The sequence below is a fragment of the Streptomyces hesseae genome, from assembly GCF_031845785.1.
GTDB classification, from domain to species: domain Bacteria; phylum Actinomycetota; class Actinomycetes; order Streptomycetales; family Streptomycetaceae; genus Streptomyces; species Streptomyces hesseae.
Window position 1 is genome coordinate 168,067 of the sequence record NZ_JAVRFI010000002.1, and the last position, 14,619, is coordinate 182,685.

The window sequence follows — 14,619 nt, forward strand, 5'->3', positions numbered from 1 at the left end:
AAGATCCACTCTAGACACGCGACACCTGCGGGGTGCGGGCGGTGTGGCGTTCGCCCGTGCTCCGGCGGTCCCGGCGCGGCCGTCCCCGCTCGTACGCCCGGAACGCGGTCACGCACACCAGGAGGGCGGCCGCGAACACGGGCAGCCAGGCGAGCCGGGCGAGCACCCAGCCGGGCCTGTCGGGGAGGGTGTGGAGGCCGGGCAGCGGGCCGTCGGCGAGCAGGCCGGTCGCGGTGACCGCCATCATCGCGGTCTGGTGCCAGAGGAAGACCGTCATCACGGAGAGGTTGAGCAGGGCCACGGCCGCCCAGAGGGCGGGCCGGCGGGTGAGGAGCCGCCTCAGCGGGCCGAGCAGCAGCAGGGCGGCGCCGCACTGGGCGAGGCCGAAGGTGACGGCGGCGAGGGTGGGCGGGTTGAGGTTGGAGACGGGGGCGCCGGGGACGCCGACCATGGAGGCCGGGTAGCCGGCGTACAGGACGAGTCCGGCGGTGGCGGCGGTGCCGCCGAGCAGCAGGGCCCATCCGGTCGTCCGGCTGCTCAAAAGGCCCCGGGACCGGGCGGCGCCGAGGCAGTAGGGCACCAGCCAGCCGGCCGCCACGTTGATCCAGCCGAGCCAGGCGGGGGCGCCGAGGCCGAAGCGCAGCACGTCGACGGTGAGGACGACGGCGAACGGCCACACCGGGTGGAGCCGGGCGACCAGCGGGGTCGCGGCCGTCAGCGCCGTGAAGACCAGCAGGAACCACAGCGGGGAGAGCACCAGGTTGCACAGCGTGCTGACGGTGTCCGGGGTGGCACCGGCGGCGAGCATGGCGGCCGCCGCCACGGCCCAGACGGTCAGGACGGCCAGGACGGGGCGGAAGAGCCGGGCGACGCGGGCGCGCAGCCACGCCCCGTAAGTGGTGCCCCGGGCGCGGGCGGAGGCGTGGCCGCGCGCGGCCACCAGCCCGCCGACGAGGAAGAAGACGGCCAGGGTCTGGAACACCCAGGACACGGGGGTGAGCGTGGGCAGGTGGGCCAGGGGGCTCGTGCTGTGGACCGTGCCGCTGTCGGCGACCAGGGCGGTCACCAGCCAGTGGCCGAGGACGACGCCGAGGACGGCCAGGGCGCGCAGCGCGTCGAGGGCGCGGTCGCGGCCGGGCGGGGTGGCGGCGTCGACGCGCCGGACGAGATCGCGGAGGGCGGGGCGGGATATCACCGGGACATCCCCTCGGGCGTCAGGCCGGAGGCGATCCGGGCGATGTTGGTCAGGGACAGGGAGCCGGGCTTGAGGTAGTCGCTGTGGCCGCCGTCGCCCGCCGGGAAGACCCGTGCGCCGAACTCGGGCGAGACGGGGTCGGTGCCGAAGCCCACGCTGGTGAAGGAGAGCGGGATCCGGGCATGGGGTATGTCGCCGATCCAGTCGTCGGCGCCGCGGCCGGCCCAGACGGTGGCGCGGGTGCGCAGCGCGGCGGCATTGTCGCGGCCGGTGCCGGGGCTGCCGAAGACGACGATGTCCGCGACGTCGAGGCCGGGCGCGGCGCTGCCGCAGACCACGGAGCCGTAGGAGTGGCAGAGGAGGGAGATCCGGGCCGCAGGCGTGGCCGCGCGCAGTTCCCGGACGAAGTCGCGCAGGGCGGGGGCGGCGTCGTCGGCGAGGTCGGGGGTGACCGTGTCGGTGCTGAGCAGGGTGGGCGTCCGGTAGCCCAGCCAGGCGACGACGGCGGCGCAGTCGCCCAGTTGCCGCTGGAGGGCCGTCGCGCCGGCCCGCAGCCGTCCGTACGAGTCCAGGTTGGTGTCGGAGCCCGGTACGAGGACGGCGATCCGCTCGGCGCGGGAGAGGTCGCCGAAGACCTCGGTGGTGCGGCCGCCGTCGCGGCCGTCGAAGGAGAGGAAGTGCCGCGTGGGGTCGGCCATGGCGCGGAGGCCGGCGGCGCGCTTGTGGTCGCCGTGCGCGGTGGCGGCCCGTTCGGCGGCCAGGATGCCGGCGCGGCCGGTGGCGTAGCGCTCGGCGAGCGTGGCCGGGGCGGTGTCCCGCAGCGGGGCGAGCGGGGCCGGGGCGGGGGCCGGTACGGCCGCGGGCTGGGCCGCGCCCGCCACCGGAACGGCCACCGAGGCGGCGACGAGGGCCGCGAGCAGGGTGCGGCGCAGGCGGCGGCTGCGAGGGCGGGGCGCCATGGGTGGGTCCTTCCGTACCGGATCTTCGGGGTGCGGTACGGAAGGTACGGAGACGGCCGTGTGGTCGGCGTCCCGCCCGGGAGCCAGCTTTCGTGTAGCTCCGGAGTATGACGGGTAGGGGGCGGGGGCCGATCGAGCGGGAGGGGAAGTCCGTGAGTGAGAAGGCGTTCGACCACATCGTGGTCGGAGCGGGTTCGGCGGGGTGCGTGCTGGCGGCGCGGCTGAGCGAGGACCCGGGCGTACGGGTGCTGCTGGTGGAGGCGGGGCCCGTCGACGACGCGGCGGAGATCCGGATACCGGTGGCGTTCCCGAGGCTGTTCCGCACGGAGTACGACTGGGACTACTCGACGGAGCCGGAGCCCGGGCTGGACGGGCGCCGCCGGTATCTGCCGCGCGGCCGGACGCTGGGCGGCTCGTCGTCGATGAACGCGATGATCTACATCCGTGGCAACCACGCGGACTACGACGCGTGGGCGCGGGCGGGTGCCAAGGGGTGGGGCTGGGACGAGGTCTTCCCGTATTTCCTGCGGGCGGAGGACCATCACGGCGGGGCGTCCGAGTGGCACGGGGCGGGCGGGCCGCTCACGGTGAGCGAGGGGCGCTCGCGCCATCCGCTGATGGCGGCGTGGGTGGAGGCGGCGCGGGAGGCCGGGCACGCATTCACGGCGGACTTCAACGGCGCCGCGCAGGACGGTGTGGGCTTCTACGAGCTGACGCAGCGGGACGGGTTGCGGTGCAGTACGGCCGTGGCGTATCTGCGGCCGGCGCTGGAGCGGCCGAACCTGACGGTGCTCACGGACGCGCGGTGCACCCGGCTGCTGTTCTCCGGGGAGCGGGTCGTGGGCGTCGAGGTGGAACGATTCGGCACGTCGGCCCGGTTCCACGCGGAGCGGGAGGTCGTGCTGTCGGCAGGCGCGTACAACTCGCCGCAGTTGCTGATGCTTTCGGGGATCGGGGTCGCCGGGGAGCTGGCGGCGCTCGGCATCGAGCCCCGTGTGGACCTGCCCGTGGGCGAGAATCTCCAGGACCATCCGCATCTGCCGCTGATCCACCTCACCGGCACCGAGTCGCTGCTGGCGGCCGAGTCCCCGGAGAATCTGGCGCTGCTGGAGTCGGCGGGCCGGGGGCCGCTCACCTCCAACGGCGGCGAGGCGGGCGGCTTCGTCCGCACGCTGCCGGGACTGGCCGCCCCGGACGTCCAGTTGCACGCGCTGCCGGTGATGTTCCACGAGGAAGGGATGGGCGTAACGGCCGAGCACGCTTTCCACCACGGGGCGGCGCTGCTGGACACGACCAGTCGTGGCAAGGTCTCCCTGCGCTCCGCGCTGCCCAGCGCCAAGCCGCGCATCACGCACCGCTATCTGTCCACCGAGGAGGACCGGGCGGCGGCCGTACGGGCCCTGCGGGTGCTGCTGGACATCGCGGACCGGCCGGCCCTGCGGGCGCACCGGGCGTCCGATCACCTCGCGCCGCGCTCGGACTCCGACCGTGATCTGCTGGCGTACGCACGGGCCGAGCTGCACTCCCTCTACCATCCGGCGGGCACCTGTGCGATGGGCCCGGTCGTCGACTACGAGCTGCGGGTGCACGGGGTGAGCGGGCTGCGGGTGGCCGACGCCTCCGTCATGCCGACGCTGGTGCGGGGCAACACCAACGCGCCCACGATCATGATCGCGGAGAAGGCGGCCGACCTGATACGTGGCCGGTAATCGACGTTACGTCAATTTTCTTGCGGAACTGGTCAGTTGTGCGATTGATGGGGTACGGGGTGTTATCTACGCTCGTGGGGTGACTCTTCCCACGGAACCCATCGGCAGTATCCCCCGTCCCCCGGAGCTGCTCGCGGCCATGACGGCGCACGCGAAGGGCGAGCTCGACGACGCCGGTCTCGCGGCGGCCCAGGACCTCGCGGTCCGTGACACGATCCACCGCCTGGAGGCGGCCGGCTCGCCGGTCGTCTCCGACGGCGAGCAGGCCAAGCCCAGCTTCGCGACCTATCCGGTCGCGGGGCTGGGCGGGCTGGCGCCCGACGGCGTGGTCATCCCGTTCGCGGACGGGCACACCCGGCAGCTCCCCCGGCTGACGGCCGGGCCGCTGCGCTACACCGGCCACGCCGACCGCTATCTGGCGGCCGCCCGGCGCCATACGAAGGTGCCGGTCAAGCAGGCCGTCATCGCTCCTTCGGCGCTGAGCCTGCTCTATCCGTCCGACGGCATCGACGGCTATCCGCGCGAGGCGTTCCTGGACGACCTGGCGAACGAGTCGGAGGCGGAGATCCGGCGCTGTCTGGAGGGCGGCGCGCTCGTGGTGCAGCTCGACTTCACCGAGGGGCGGCTCTCCCTGAAGCTGGACCCCTCCGGCGGGGTGCTGGACCAGTTCATCGCGCTGAACAACCGGGTGCTGGAGCGGTTCACCGAGGCCGAGCGGGCGCGGATCGGGGTGCACACCTGCCCCGGCGGGGACCTGGACTCCACCCACAGCCTCGACGTCGACTACGCCGAGCTGCTGCCGAGACTGCTGCGGCTACGGGCGGGCAACTTCTACGTCCAGCTCGCGAGTGAACCCGATCCGGACAAGGTGCTGGCCGTCATCGCCGACCATCTGCCCGCCGACGTAAGGGTGTTCGTCGGCGTGACCGACCCGATCGACCCGCGCGTCGAGACGCCGGAGGAGGTACGGGACCGGGTGCTGGCCGCCGCCCGGCATCTGCCGGTGGACCGGCTGGGCACGTGCGACGACTGCGGCTTCTCCCCCTTCGCCGACGACACCTCCACCTCCCGAGACACGGCGTTCGCGAAGGTCGCGGCCCGGGTCGAGGGCACCGCCCTGGCCGCCGCGGTACTGGGGGTGTGACCGCACACCGTGAGCGGGTGGCGTGCGAGGTCGCGCACGCCACCCGCCCCTAGGGCCGGTCCCTCACGGTCGGGGGCACTCCTTCCACGCGAAGTGGTAGAGGGTGTTGATGCTGCCGTCGGTCGAGTCCATCGCCATGAGACTCGTGGTCCTGGTCGGGTCGGAGGTGCCGGCTTCCACCCGCAGCTCGGTGTTGATGTTGAAGTAGCGCATGGCGCCGCACGGGGCGTAGACCAGCTGATCGATGTCCGTGGTATCGGACGCCTGCCAGTCGTCGTTCATCGGGCCGGTGAAGTGGTGGTTGATGAAGGCGGTCTGGGACTGGCCCTGGAAGTAGTAGTTGGCCCGCTCCAGGCCGTTGGCGCCGCTCTCCAGGCGGGCGAAGCCCCGGTAGTCGGCCTTGGCTATCGCGTAGGTGAAGCCCTGGGGTACATGGACGTTCAGGCTGAGCTGACAGTTCTTCCGGAAGTCGGTGGGCTTGGCCCCCAGGCCGACCTGGGCGACGTAGTCGCTGTACGAGACGGTGAAGGCGGTGTTGTCCGGGGAGACGGCCACGTGCGCCGTCCCCGCCGGGCAGCCCGAACCGTTGACTCCCACCACGTCGATCACGATCTTGTCCGGGGGCGGCGCCACGCTCGCGGTCGCCGTCCCCGGGGTGAAGGTCGCGGCGAGGATCACCGCGGCCGCGCCACCGGTCGTCACCGGTCCGAACATCGAGTTCCCTCCCACTGCCTAGGGGCGCGCTCGGGCACCTGACGACCCCTGATCAGGGGCATTCCTTCCAGGCGAAGTGGTAGAGGGTGTTGACGCTGCCGTCGGTGGAGTCCATGGCCAGGAAGCTGTTGGTGCTCGAGGGGTCGGAGGTGCCCGCGCCCACCCGCAGCTCGGTGTTGACGTTGAGGATGCGCTGCACGCCGCACGGGGCGTAGACGAGGGAGGCGACGTCGGTGACGTCGGAGGTCTGCCAGTCGTCGCTGACCGGGCCGGCGAAGCGGTGGCTGGCGGAGGCGGTCTGGGACTGGCCCTGGAAGTAGTAGCTGGCTTTCTCCAGGCCCGTCGCGCCGCTCTCCAGGTGGGCGAAGCCGCGGTAGTCCGCCCGGGAGATGGCGTAGGTGAAGCCCTGCGGCACGTGGATGTTCAGGCCGAGCTGGCAGTTCTTGCGGAAGTCGGTGGGCTTGGAGCCGACGCCCACCTGGGCGAGGTAGTTGCTGTAGGAAACGGTGAAGGCGGTGTTGTCGGGTGCCACCGCCACGGCGGTCGTCCCGGCGGGGCAGCCCGAGCCGTTGACCGCGACCACGTCGATGACGATCCGGTCGGGCGGGGGATTCTTCGCCGCCGCGGCGGCCTGGGGGGAGAAGGAGGCACCGAGGAGTACCACGGCGGCGCCGCCGACGAGGACCGGTCTGAGCATGGGGATCTCCCTGCTGGTCGGGGGTGTCCGAACAGGACGCCCTTCGCGCGGTCCATGGCAGCACCGGATATAAGACATGTACAGCTCAACTCCAGCCACCTCCCTCCCCCGCCCGGGTCACGCCCCGACGGACCCGGGCCGAAGGGCCTGCCGCCGAGGTGGCGGACGGCCCGGCGCCGTCCGCCGCCCCGGCGCGGTTCACATACGGACCCTCCCGCTCCGCCAGCCGGCCCCGGGACGGTCGAACCACACATGGACCTGGCCGGTCCCGATGCCGCTCTCGTACGCACTGAAGCGGCGTCCCGGGGCCGCGCACTCCGCACCGCCGAGCGCTCCCGCGAGCATCAGGTAGTGGCCGAAACGCGCCTCGGGGGCGAACCGCCGGTACTCCGGCATCGTTGCCACGACCCGGTCGTGGCGGCCTTCCTCCAGCCACGCGATCCGCTGCTCGTCCGCCGCCCGGGCCTCGGGGGTGACGATGTTGTCCGGGTCCCCGGCCATGCGGTCGCGCAGTTCGGTCAGCGGCCGGAAGCGGTGCGAGAGCCCGCCCGAGGCCAGCAGCAGCACCCTCCGGTCGAGGTGGGCGACCGCCTCGGCGATGGCCTCGCCGGCCCGCAGATAGTCCTCGGTGGTCGCGGTCTGGCAGATCGAGACGGACACCCAGGGCGTCCCGGACCGCCCGAGGTACGTCCAGAGGTTGAGCGTCGCGTAGTGGACCGGCAGATACGGGTCGTCGTTCGCGGCGAGCCACAGGGGGCGCTTCGCCGCGAACTCCTCGACCGCCCGGCCGAGTTCCGGGTCGCCGGGCAGGTCGTAGGGCAGCCGGTTGATGGCGCCGGGCATCTCGTCCGAGGTGAACAGGCCCGTCCGGCGCGGATGGGAGGTGATCACCGTCTCGGTGGTGGTCGCCCAGTGGGAGTCGAGGACCACGACGGTGTCGTGCGCGGTCGTGTCGATCACCTCCTCGCGGAGGCGCCGCAGCCCGGTCGCGAGGGTGAAGTCGCGACCGCCGTTCTCCTTGACGCGTACCTGCTCGGGGAACATGATGACGGGCGCGTGCGAGAGCAGGCCCGCGCCGACGATGTCGCCCATGACGGGTCTCCTTTACGGGACGAGGAGGAGCTTTCCGGAGGTGGCGCGAGAGGCCAGGTCGGTGTGGGCGCGGTGCGCCTCGGCGAGGGGGTACGTCCCGGCGACGGTGAAGGTGAGCGTGCCGTCGGCGATGCCCCGGAACACCTCGCCCGCGCGCGTCTCGAACTCCTCGACGGTGGCCCGGAAGTGCTCCAGGTAGGGCCGGGTCAGGGTGAGCGAGCCGCCCCACAGCAGCCGCATCACGTCGACGGGCGGCACCGCGCCGCTGGCGCCCCCGAAGAGGACCAGCGTGCCGCGGGGACGCAGCGAGGCGAGGCTCGCGTCGAAGGTGGCGGCGCCGACGCCGTCGTAGACCGCGTGGACGCCCTCCCCGCCGGTGAGCGCGCGGACCTCGGCGGCCAGGTCGTCCGTCTCGGTGTAGCGGACGACCTCGTCGCAGCCGTTGGCGCGGGCGGTGCGTTCCTTCCCCTCGGTGGAGACCGTGCCGATGACGCGGACGCCGCGTCGCTTGAGCATCTGGGTGAGCAGGAGGCCCACTCCGCCGGCGGCGGCGTGGACGAGCACGGTCTCGCCGGCGCGGGCCGGGTAGGAGTCGTGGGCGAGGAAGTGGGCGGTCATGCCGTGGACGAGGACGCCGCCGGCGGTCCGCAGGTCGATGGCGTCGGGTACGACGATGGCCTTGTCCTCGGGCACGAGGACGCGCTCGGCGTAGCTGCCGAACACGGTCGTCCAGGCGACCCGGTCGCCGGGGGCGAAGCGGGTGACGCCGGGGCCGACGGCCAGGACGACGCCGGAGCCCTCCTCGCCGGGCACGCAGGGCACGGGCAGCGGATAGCGGCCCTCGCGGCGGTAGAGGTCGATGAAGTTCACTCCGGCGGCGACGAGTTCGACGAGGAGCTGGCCCTCGCCGGGCTGCCCGGGGTCGGGCTTCTCGACGTAGAGCTGGACCTCTGGTCCACCGGTCTCCCGGATCTCGATGGCGTGCATCAGCGCTGTCCCTTCGGATCGGTGAGTGCGATATCGGCGAGTGCGACGTCGTAGGTGCGCAGCCAGTCGTCCATCCGGACGGTGGACTCGACGAGGATCCGTTCGAACTCGGAGAGGCTGCCGTCGGTGGTCCTCCCGGTGAGGCGCTCCACCGCTCCGGCGTCGAGGTACGGGCTCAACGGCACCCCGTCGCCGGCGGCCGCGGTGAGGCCGGTGATGAGGGCGCGGTCGTAGGCGGGGTCCTGGATGGAGGGGTAGGCGGCCTTCTTGCGGCGGAGCACCGATTCCGGCAGCAGGTCGGCGGCGGCCGCGCGCAGCAGGGCCTTCTCCTCGCCGCTGAAGGTCTTCATCTCCCAGGGGACGTTGAAGACGTACTCGACGAGGCGGTGGTCGCAGAACGGCACCCGGCCCTCCAGGCCGACGGCCATGCCCATGCGGTCCTTCTTGTCGAGCAGGATGGGCAGCCAGCGGGTGAGGGTGACGTGGCCGAGCTCTCGGGTGCGCCGGTCCTCGGCGCTCTCCCCCTCCAGACGGGGGACCTCGGCCAGGGCGGTGCGGTACAGGTCGGCCTCGTACTCGGCGAGGTCGATGCCGTCCACGAACCACGGGTGGAACAGCGACCGGGGGTCGAGGCCGCGGTGGGCGCCCAGCTTGAGCCAGGGGAAGGTGGTGGCCCCTCGCGCCTCCGGGTCGGAGAACCACAGGTAGCCGCCGAAGACCTCGTCGGCGCCCTCCCCCGACAGGGCCACGGTCGCGTGCTCGCGGACGGCGGCGAAGAGGAGGTGGAGGGAGACGTCCAGGTCCGCGAAGTTGAACGGCAGGTCCCAGGCGCCGAGGACGGCCTTGCGGACGGCCGGGTCGAGGAGCCGCGCCCGGTCCAGGGTGATCATGTGGTGGTCGCTGCCGACGTGCCGGGCGACCTCCAGGGCGTAGGGGCCGTCGGGGGTGGGGCGGATGGCGTCGGCCCGGAAGTTCTCGGTGTGGCCGGTGAAGTCCACGGAGAACGTGCCGAGGCGTTCGCCGTCGGCGGCCCGGGCGCGGGCGGCCAGCGCGGTGACGGTGCTGGAGTCCAGCCCTCCCGACAGCAGCGAGACCAGCGGCACGTCGGCGACCATCTGCCGGGGCACGATGTCGTCGAGCAGCTCGCGGACGGTGGCGACGGTGGTCCGCAGGTCGTCGGTGTGCGGGCGGGCCGTAAGGGCCCAGTAGCGCTCCTCGGCGATCCCGGAGGGGCCGACGCGCACCAGGTGGCCCGGCTTGACCTCGCGCATCCCCCGGAAGGGCACCCGGCCGGGGGTGCGCAGGAACAGCAGCGCGTCGCACAGCTCCTCGGGGCCGGCGGCGGCCTCGGCCAGGGGGTTGGCGAGGATCGCCTTGGGCTCGGAGCCGAAGAGGACACCGCCGCCGGTGGGGTAGTAGAACAGCGGCTTGACGCCGAGGCGGTCGCGGACGAGCAGCAGTTCCTCGCGGGCGGTGTCCCAGATGGCGATCGAGTACATGCCGTTGAGGCGGTGGACGAAGTCCGTGCCCCACTGGAGGTAGGCGCGCAGCGCCACCTCCGTGTCGCTGCGGGTGGTGAAACGGTGGCCGAGGAGGACGAGTTCCTCGCGCAGCTCGCGGAAGTTGTAGATCTCACCGCCGTACGAGACGACGGCGCGGGGCCGGTCGCCGGGGCCGCGCTCGGGGGTGCGCATCGGCTGTGTGCCGTGCTCCAGGTCGATGACGGCCAGCCGGCGGTGGCCCAGGGCGGCGTGGGTGTCCAGCCAGACACCTTCGGCGTCGGGTCCCCGGGCGGCCAGGGTGCGGGTCATGGCCGTGACGGTCGTGTGCTCGGCGGTGAGGTCGCGGGTGAAGTCGACCCACCCGGTGATGCCGCACATGTGGTGTCTCCGTTTCTCAGTCGGTGTGCGCCGTGTCGTGCCACGGCCCCCGGCGCCAGCCGTCGGTGTCGTAGTCGTCCATGCAGTCCTGGACGAGGGCCTCGTAGCGGGCGAGGCTGCCGCGCTTGGTGGCCCAGCGCAGCGCGTCCAGCCGGACCTGTTCGCCGTTGCCGGAGTAGTTGCGCTCGTAGAGCTCGTGGCGGCCGCCGAACTCGGTGCCGATCGCGTCCCAGACCAGCTTGAGGAGCTTGATCCGGTCGAGGGCGGTGGTGTCCGAGCCCCGGTAGAAACGGTCGATGAGCGGCCGGAGTTCGGGGTTGGCGAGGTCGCGGGCGCTGGAGGGCACCGCCAGCGGCGCGCCGCCGAGGGTGGTCTCGAAGAGCTCGTGGACCCGGGCCCAGATCTGGGCGTTGTACATCCGCATCGCGGAGGCGTGCTCCAAGCGGGGGACGACCGTGCCGCCGCTGCCGGGCTCGGGGTCGTACGCCATGGCCGAGATGAGCGCCCACACCATGTCGCGCATGGTGATGATCTCGCCGACGGCGGCCTGTACGCCCCGGAAGGCGTCGGTGCCGTTCGCCCTGGTGCCACGGGAGAGCAGCCCGGCCATCAGCTCCAGCTTGACGCTCAGCCGGATCCCGGACTGGAAGTTGTAGAGGTTGGGGAAGCCGGAGGTGGCGTAGAAGCCGGTGGCGCGCTCGATGTCGCGGTGGACGAGGACGTCCTCCCAGGGGATCAGCGCCTCGTCGAGGAGGAGCACGGCGTCGTTCTCGTCGAAGCGGCTGCTGAGCGGGGCGTCGAACGGGCCCGTCCCGGCCTTGGCGTAGGGGGTGCGGCTGACGAGCTTCACCCCGGGGTTGTCCATCCGGACGAAGAAGACCAGCGCGAACGGCTCCGCCTTGCCCGGCACGAGGGCGGCCGAGCCCACGGGGGCGACGAACCCGGCGTTGGTGATGGCCGAGCCCGTGGCCAGCATCTTCGCCCCGCTGACGACCACTCCGGCGTCCGTCTCGCGCACGGCGCGGACGTAGACGTCCTCCATGTCGTGGATGGCGCGCTTGCGGTCGACCGGCGGGTTGATGATGACGTGGTTGAGGTAGAGCGCCTTGCTCGCGAATTCGCGGTACCAGGCGTCGGCGTTGGCCGCGTACGGGCCGTAGTAGTCGGCGTTGACACCGAGGCCCGCCATGAAGGACGCCTTGTACTCGGGGGTGCGGCCGAGGAAGCCGTAGCTCATCCGCGCCCAGGTGGCGATGGCCTCGCGGGCCTCGACGAGCTCGGCGGCCGAGCGGCTGGGCTTGAAGAACTTGTGGGTGCGAATGCCCGTGGCCGTATCGACGCCGGTGAGGACGCCGGCGGTGGCCGGGTCGTGGAGGGCGTCGTAGAGCCGGGCCACCGACAGGGCGGAGTTGCGGAAGGCGGGGTGGCGGGTGACGTCCTTGACGCGTTCGCCGTCCAGGTAGACCTGCCGGCCGTCGCGGAGGCTCTCCAGGTAGTCGTCGCCCGTCATGAGGGTGTCGTGGGTGGTCATCGCACCAGCCCCGGGTTGTCCAGCGGCGGGGTGCCGAGCACCTGGACGCGGCGCAGGTGGCGGGGGGCACCGCTGGTGAAGGCGTTCCGGCCGTGCAGCAGCGAGTAGTTGTCGGTGACGACCAGGTCGCCGGTGCGCCAGCTGTGGGCGTAGAGGTGAGCGGGGTCGTACAGGGCGGCGCGCAGGGTGTGGTGGACCTCGGCGATCCCGTCCTCGGGCAGGCCCGTGAAGCGGAGGTCGGGGTGGTTGACGAAGCCGGCGTCGTCCGTGGCCGTGGGCTCGTTGTAGCGGATGACGGGGGTGCCGCTGCCGGGGTGGGCGGTGACGAGCGGCGAGACGGTGACGCTGTCGTAGAACTCCATCTTGCGGTGGTAGGTGCCGGTCACCTGGGACCACTTGGCGACGATCGCAGGGTCGGTGTTCCGCAGTACGGCGGCGGTGTCGGAGAACGTGGTCTCGCCGCCGTTGCCCTCGCCGGGCGCGTGGACGCACTGGAATATCTGGAACTCGGGTATCTGCTCGCGGTACATGCCGTCCCAGTGCATCGGCATATAGCTGGAGTCGAAGATGTGGTCCTCGGGCCGTTCCTTCTCGACCAGTTCGAGGACGGTGCCGAAGGGCCAGACGCTCGGTTCGCCCCATCGCTCGCAGTACGCGGAGAGCTCCTCGGGCGTGCCGAAGGCGTCGAAGCCGCGCAGCAGCAGTACGCCGTGTTCGCGGACCAGCGCGCGCAGGGGGCCGACGGCGAGGTCGCGGACGTGGGCGCCGGGTTCCGGTGCCTGGATCGCCACGCCGAAGGGGGCGATCGCGGTCACGGCGTAACGGCTGTCGTCGAGCGGGTCGACGAGTGGTCCTTGCTCATCGGTCATGGTGGTCTCCTTGGGTGGTGAGGAGGGGTTCGCCCAGGACGCGGACCTGGCGGAGGCGGCGGTGGGTGCCGTCGGCCGGGGCCTCGCGGCCGTGGAGCAGCGCGTGGTTGTCGGCGACGACGACGTCGCCGGTCCGCCAGGCGTGGGCGTAGAGGTACCGGGGGTCGTACAGGGCCGTGCGCAGTCCGTCGAGGAGGCCGGGCACGGCGGTGGCGTCGATGCCGTCGAACTGGTGGCTGGGCCAGTCGAGGAGGTCCCGGTCGTCCTCGCGGGGCGGTTCGTGGTAGCGGAGCGTCGGTGCCCCGTGGCGTGGGTGGGGGACGACGAGCGGGCGCACGGCGCGCGGGCCCCGGGGGACGCGGTAGGTGACCGTCACCGCCCGCCACGGTCCGGCCGGGCCGGGGCCGGCGTCCGCCAGCAGCCGGACGGTGTCGCAGTACAGGGTCCTGCCCGCCCGGCCGCCCTCGGAGGCGCTGACGCAGTCGAGGATCTGGAACTCGGGCGCGCACGGGTCGAACATGCCGTCCCAGTGCAGGGGCACGCGACCCTTCTCGTCCGTGTCCAGAACCTCTCCGGCGCGCCCCCAGGCGCTCGCCCACTCGGCCAGTTCGCCGTCGCCGACGCAACCGGCGAAGCCGCGAAGGACGACGAGCCGGTGGCGGCGGACGAGTCGGCGCAGGGTGTCCACCGGGAGCTCGCGCAGGTCTCGGCCCAGGGAGCCGGGGCGGAGGAGGACGCCGAAGGGGGCGAGTCCGACGACGCGTACGCCGTCGGGATGGAGGGTGGGGGCGGTGTTCACGCGCAGGCCCTGTTCCACGGCTCGCGGTGCGCGGGGGCGGGGAGTTCCTCGGCGGCGGCCGGCTCCAGGACGTAGTGGCTGGGGCGCCCCGCCCGGTACGCGAGCGTGGCGCCCGCCTCCTCGGCCTCGGCCCGCTTCATGAGCGTGTAGCGGCCGCCGGTCTCGACGGCGACGCTGTGCCAGGGCGTCAGCCAGACGTCCGGGGTGTCGGCGAGCAGGATGCCGATCTTGTCCGTGGCGCAGGGCTGGGGGTGGATGGACAGCCGGACGGCGGCGGGGAAGAGCTGTCCCAGCAGTTCGCCCCACGCCTTGCTCCGCTGGATGACGCCGTAGGCGAGCTTGCGGCAGTGGCGCTGGAGGGCGGACCGGGTGCCGGTGTAGCCGGGGCCGGAGAGGTCCTCCAGCATGAACCGGGTGATGCCCCGGTACATGGCCAGCGGGGCGCCTCCGGCGCGGACCTCCTCGCGCAGTTCCTCGACCGTGGGGGCGTAGCCGGAGGAGAGCATGGCGCGCATGTCGACGTGGCCGGCGCCGCTGTAGACGTCGTCGAGGGTGAACTGCTCGAGGTGGGTCGCGCCGATCCTCTTGATCATCCGGTCGATGCCCCGGACGTAGCCGGTGACGTCCTCGTCGCTCACGCCGAGCAGGTCGCTGAAGACCCGTCCGTCGGAGCAGAGGAGGATCGCGGCTCCCGGCGGGTGAATGGCGGCGATGCGCTCGCACAGCCCGTCGAGGAAGCGCAGGGCGAGTTCCTCCGCCAGGTCGGGCAGGGGGCCGAGGACCTTGGCGGGGTTGGGGGACTTCGTCGGGAAGGCGGGCAGGACGAAGTCGATGCGCCGTCCGCTCTCCATGGCGCTGCGCACCGTGTCCAGGTGATGTCTGACGCACCGGAGGCAGATCCGTCCGGCGCAGCCTCCGTCGCGCAGTCTGCGCTGGTGGGCCAGGACCTCCCGGAGTACTTCTACGGCGGCCAGTTCGATATCGGGTGCGGCCGGATGGGACACCGCGTCTCCCTTCGTGGACGTGGGTCCCACCGTGCCGGT

General features: G+C 72.6%; 13 protein-coding genes. 2 read left to right on the forward strand and 11 right to left on the reverse strand.

Annotated elements, in window-relative coordinates:
* Positions 1-10 precede the first annotated feature (10 nt).
* A complete protein-coding gene (locus tag RM609_RS03620) occupies positions 11-1,195 on the reverse strand; it encodes an acyltransferase family protein (protein ID WP_311607858.1) in 1,185 nt (394 codons plus the stop codon).
* Positions 1,192-2,154 carry an alpha/beta hydrolase gene (locus tag RM609_RS03625; RefSeq protein ID WP_311607860.1) on the reverse strand — a complete coding sequence of 321 codons (963 nt, stop codon included), beginning with the start codon at positions 2,152-2,154 and terminating at the stop codon, positions 1,192-1,194. The genes RM609_RS03620 and RM609_RS03625 overlap by 4 nt, the downstream gene beginning before the upstream one ends.
* Before the next feature lie 152 nt (positions 2,155-2,306).
* On the opposite strand from RM609_RS03625, the gene RM609_RS03630 reads away from it, so the two are divergent.
* The gene (locus RM609_RS03630) at positions 2,307-3,863 is read left to right on the forward strand and encodes a GMC family oxidoreductase (RefSeq protein WP_311607863.1); all 1,557 of its coding nucleotides are present in this window, start codon (positions 2,307-2,309) and stop codon (positions 3,861-3,863) included.
* Positions 3,864-3,942: 79 nt separating this feature from the next.
* A complete protein-coding gene (locus tag RM609_RS03635; protein ID WP_311607864.1) occupies positions 3,943-5,007 on the forward strand; it encodes a cobalamin-independent methionine synthase II family protein in 1,065 nt (354 codons plus the stop codon).
* A 63-nt stretch (positions 5,008-5,070) separates the two neighbouring features.
* On the opposite strand, the gene RM609_RS03640 is transcribed toward RM609_RS03635, so the two are convergent.
* The 9 genes from RM609_RS03640 to RM609_RS03680 all read right to left on the reverse strand — a co-directional run bounded on the left by RM609_RS03640 (position 5,071) and on the right by RM609_RS03680 (position 14,580).
* The gene (locus RM609_RS03640; RefSeq protein WP_311607866.1) at positions 5,071-5,721 is read right to left on the reverse strand and encodes a DUF4360 domain-containing protein; all 651 of its coding nucleotides are present in this window, start codon (positions 5,719-5,721) and stop codon (positions 5,071-5,073) included.
* Between the two features lie 52 nt (positions 5,722-5,773).
* Positions 5,774-6,418 carry a DUF4360 domain-containing protein gene (locus tag RM609_RS03645; protein ID WP_311607867.1) on the reverse strand — a complete coding sequence of 215 codons (645 nt, stop codon included), beginning with the start codon at positions 6,416-6,418 and terminating at the stop codon, positions 5,774-5,776.
* Between the two features lie 198 nt (positions 6,419-6,616).
* Positions 6,617-7,510, reverse strand: a complete 894-nt coding sequence (locus RM609_RS03650; protein WP_311607869.1) for a DODA-type extradiol aromatic ring-opening family dioxygenase — start codon at positions 7,508-7,510, stop codon at positions 6,617-6,619.
* Between the two features lie 12 nt (positions 7,511-7,522).
* Positions 7,523-8,497 (reverse strand): quinone oxidoreductase family protein, encoded by a 975-nt coding sequence (locus tag RM609_RS03655; protein WP_311607870.1) that lies wholly within the window; start codon positions 8,495-8,497, stop codon positions 7,523-7,525.
* A complete protein-coding gene (gene asnB, locus RM609_RS03660) occupies positions 8,497-10,377 on the reverse strand; it encodes an asparagine synthase (glutamine-hydrolyzing) (RefSeq protein WP_311607871.1) in 1,881 nt (626 codons plus the stop codon). The genes RM609_RS03655 and asnB overlap by 1 nt, the downstream gene beginning before the upstream one ends.
* 16 nt (positions 10,378-10,393) lie before the next feature.
* Positions 10,394-11,908: a 4-hydroxyphenylacetate 3-hydroxylase family protein gene (locus RM609_RS03665; RefSeq protein ID WP_311607873.1), complete on the reverse strand. Its 1,515-nt coding sequence runs from the start codon at positions 11,906-11,908 to the stop codon at positions 10,394-10,396.
* A complete protein-coding gene (locus RM609_RS03670; RefSeq protein WP_311607874.1) occupies positions 11,905-12,777 on the reverse strand; it encodes a TauD/TfdA dioxygenase family protein in 873 nt (290 codons plus the stop codon). The genes RM609_RS03665 and RM609_RS03670 overlap by 4 nt, the downstream gene beginning before the upstream one ends.
* Positions 12,767-13,576 (reverse strand): TauD/TfdA family dioxygenase, encoded by an 810-nt coding sequence (locus RM609_RS03675; RefSeq protein ID WP_311607875.1) that lies wholly within the window; start codon positions 13,574-13,576, stop codon positions 12,767-12,769. The genes RM609_RS03670 and RM609_RS03675 overlap by 11 nt, the downstream gene beginning before the upstream one ends.
* Complete coding sequence (locus RM609_RS03680) at positions 13,573-14,580, reverse strand: L-tyrosine/L-tryptophan isonitrile synthase family protein (protein WP_311607877.1); 1,008 nt, start codon at positions 14,578-14,580, stop codon at positions 13,573-13,575. The genes RM609_RS03675 and RM609_RS03680 overlap by 4 nt, the downstream gene beginning before the upstream one ends.
* Between the last annotated feature and the right edge of the window lie 39 nt (positions 14,581-14,619).

Coding starts and splice junctions, on each gene's coding strand:
- RM609_RS03670 (WP_311607874.1), bottom strand. CDS start 12,777: ATGACCGATGAGCAAGGACCACTCGTCGACCCGCTCGACGACAGCCGT.
- RM609_RS03665 (WP_311607873.1), bottom strand. CDS start 11,908: ATGACCACCCACGACACCCTCATGACGGGCGACGACTACCTGGAGAGC.
- RM609_RS03640 (WP_311607866.1), bottom strand. CDS start 5,721: ATGTTCGGACCGGTGACGACCGGTGGCGCGGCCGCGGTGATCCTCGCC.
- RM609_RS03655 (WP_311607870.1), bottom strand. CDS start 8,497: ATGCACGCCATCGAGATCCGGGAGACCGGTGGACCAGAGGTCCAGCTC.
- RM609_RS03645 (WP_311607867.1), bottom strand. CDS start 6,418: ATGCTCAGACCGGTCCTCGTCGGCGGCGCCGCCGTGGTACTCCTCGGT.
- RM609_RS03650 (WP_311607869.1), bottom strand. CDS start 7,510: ATGGGCGACATCGTCGGCGCGGGCCTGCTCTCGCACGCGCCCGTCATC.
- RM609_RS03625 (WP_311607860.1), bottom strand. CDS start 2,154: ATGGCGCCCCGCCCTCGCAGCCGCCGCCTGCGCCGCACCCTGCTCGCG.
- asnB (WP_311607871.1), bottom strand. CDS start 10,377: ATGTGCGGCATCACCGGGTGGGTCGACTTCACCCGCGACCTCACCGCC.